Genomic DNA, 1,747 nt, shown 5'->3' with positions numbered 1-1,747 from the left:
CCCTGCGCCGCCTTGGCGAAGCCGCCGACCAGGATGCTCGCGAGCGCCGGCAGCACCTTGCGGATGATCTCGGCCTGAACCCCGGAGGCCGCCGCCGCCTGCGCGGCCACGGCGCGGGACACCTCCTTGGAGCCGAACAGCGCGCCGAGCGCCTCCTCGCCCGCGCTGGTGGCGGCCTGGTCGAAGGCGTTCGCCTGCGCCTCGAAGGCGCGCGCATAGGTCTCGGTCTGCAGCAGCTCGGCGAAGCGGCGCGCGGCCTCGTCGTTCTGCGGCTGGCGCTGGAAGCCCTGCGCGAAAGCCGGCGTCAGCGCCGCGACCGCGGCCCGCATCTGCTCCGGCGACACGCCATAGGCCCGGGCGAGGTTGTCGAACGCCGCGCCGCCCTGCGCCTGCCGCAACAGCTCGAACATGTTGATCATGGCGTCCCTCCCGGCGGCGCGCTTCCGGCGCTCGCCCGGGCAAGACTAGGGCGCCCTCCGAAGACGCGCCAATGGCGCGTCCGGGTCTATTCGGCGGGGGCCGCGGCCGGCGCGCCGGCGTGGGCGTCCGGGACGCCCTCGCCGTCGATCTTCTGGCCCTTGCGGCGCGGCTCCGACAGCGGCTCGGGCGTCGGCCGGTTGGTGTAGGACAGGTGCCGCCCGGCCGAGATGCCCTCGACCCGCTGGATCTGCAGGCGCTGCAGGTCGCGCAGCCGGACATCCGCCTCGATCTCGGCGGCGCGCTCGGGATCGACGCCGACCGACTCCAGCGCCAGACGGCCCAGCACCAGCGCGCTCTCGAACGTCTCGCGCACGACGTTCTCGACGCCCGCGGCGTAGAGGTCGAGCGCGTGCCCGCGGTCGTAGGCCTTCACCACCAGCTGGGCGAGCGGGAAGTGCTTCTGGATGGTGTCGACGATCCGGCGCGAGATCTCCTGATCGTCGACGCAGACCACGATGGCGCGCGCCTCGTCGGCCTTCACGGCGCGCAGCACGTCGAGCCGCGAGCCGTCGCCGTAATAGACCTTGAAGCCGAACCGGGTCGCCTGCTCGACGCGCGCCGCGTTGGCGTCGATCAGCGTGGTCTCGACGCCCTCGGTGAGCAGCAGCTGCGCGGCGATCTGGCCGACGCGGCCGAAGCCGATCACCAGCACCTGGCCCTTGGCGTCCGAATAGTCCGGCGGCGGCCCGTCGGTGCGCGGTTCGAGCCGCGTCGCCAGCCTGTCGCACAGCGAGACCAGCGGAGGGGCGAGCATCAGGCTGAGGGCGGCGAGCGCCGAGAGCATGCTCGACGTCTCCGCGTCGATCAGCCCCTCGGTCGCCGACAGCGGGATCAGCACGAAGGCGAACTCGCCCGCCGCCCCCAGCAGCGCCCCTATGCGCAGCGCCGAGCTTAGCGGCGAGCCGAACAGCCGCGCGAGCGCGGTCGCGATCAGGGTCTTGAGCGCGAGATAAAGCACGACCGCAAGCGGCAGCACCAGGAAATGGCTGGCCACGGTCCGCAGGTCGATCGTCATGCCCACGCCCATGAAGAACAGGGCGATCAGCAGGCCGCGGAACGGCTCCACGTCGGCCTCGAGCTCGAGCCGGTAGGACGAGCCGGCGAGCAGCACGCCGGCCAGAAACGCGCCGAGCGCCATGGACAGGCCCGCCGCGTGCGAGATCTCGGCGGCGCCGAGCACGACCACCGCATCGCGATGAGCTTCCTCGTCATGGGGCTCGGCGCGGAACACCCGGTCGCGGTCGACGACGCGGCGATGATCGCCACC

The 1,747-nt window shown here is 72.8% G+C and carries 2 protein-coding genes; both read right to left on the bottom strand.

The genetic code is table 11. The features are described from left to right. Positions 1 to 419, bottom strand: a 419-nt coding sequence (locus tag ACIKT0_RS17895) for a DUF937 domain-containing protein (RefSeq protein WP_407106681.1), incomplete at its 3' end; no start/stop codon positions are given. Positions 420 to 505: 86 nt separating this feature from the next. Continuing rightward, entirely contained in the window at positions 506 to 1,618 is a 1,113-nt protein-coding gene (locus ACIKT0_RS17890; RefSeq protein ID WP_407106680.1) for an NAD-binding protein, read from the bottom strand. Positions 1,619 to 1,747 lie beyond the last annotated feature (129 nt).

This window comes from Hansschlegelia beijingensis (assembly GCF_045505405.1).
GTDB classification, from domain to species: Bacteria; Pseudomonadota; Alphaproteobacteria; order Rhizobiales; family Methylopilaceae; genus Methylopila; species Methylopila beijingensis_A.
Note: the sequence above shows the minus strand (reverse complement) of the source record. Positions and strands in the feature narration are given on the sequence as shown.

What these genes read in the sequence shown, in the direction of transcription:
- ACIKT0_RS17890 (WP_407106680.1), bottom strand. Translation starts at nt 1,618, where the DNA reads ATGGCGCTCGGCGCGTTTCTGGCCGGCGTGCTGCTCGCCGGCTCGTCC.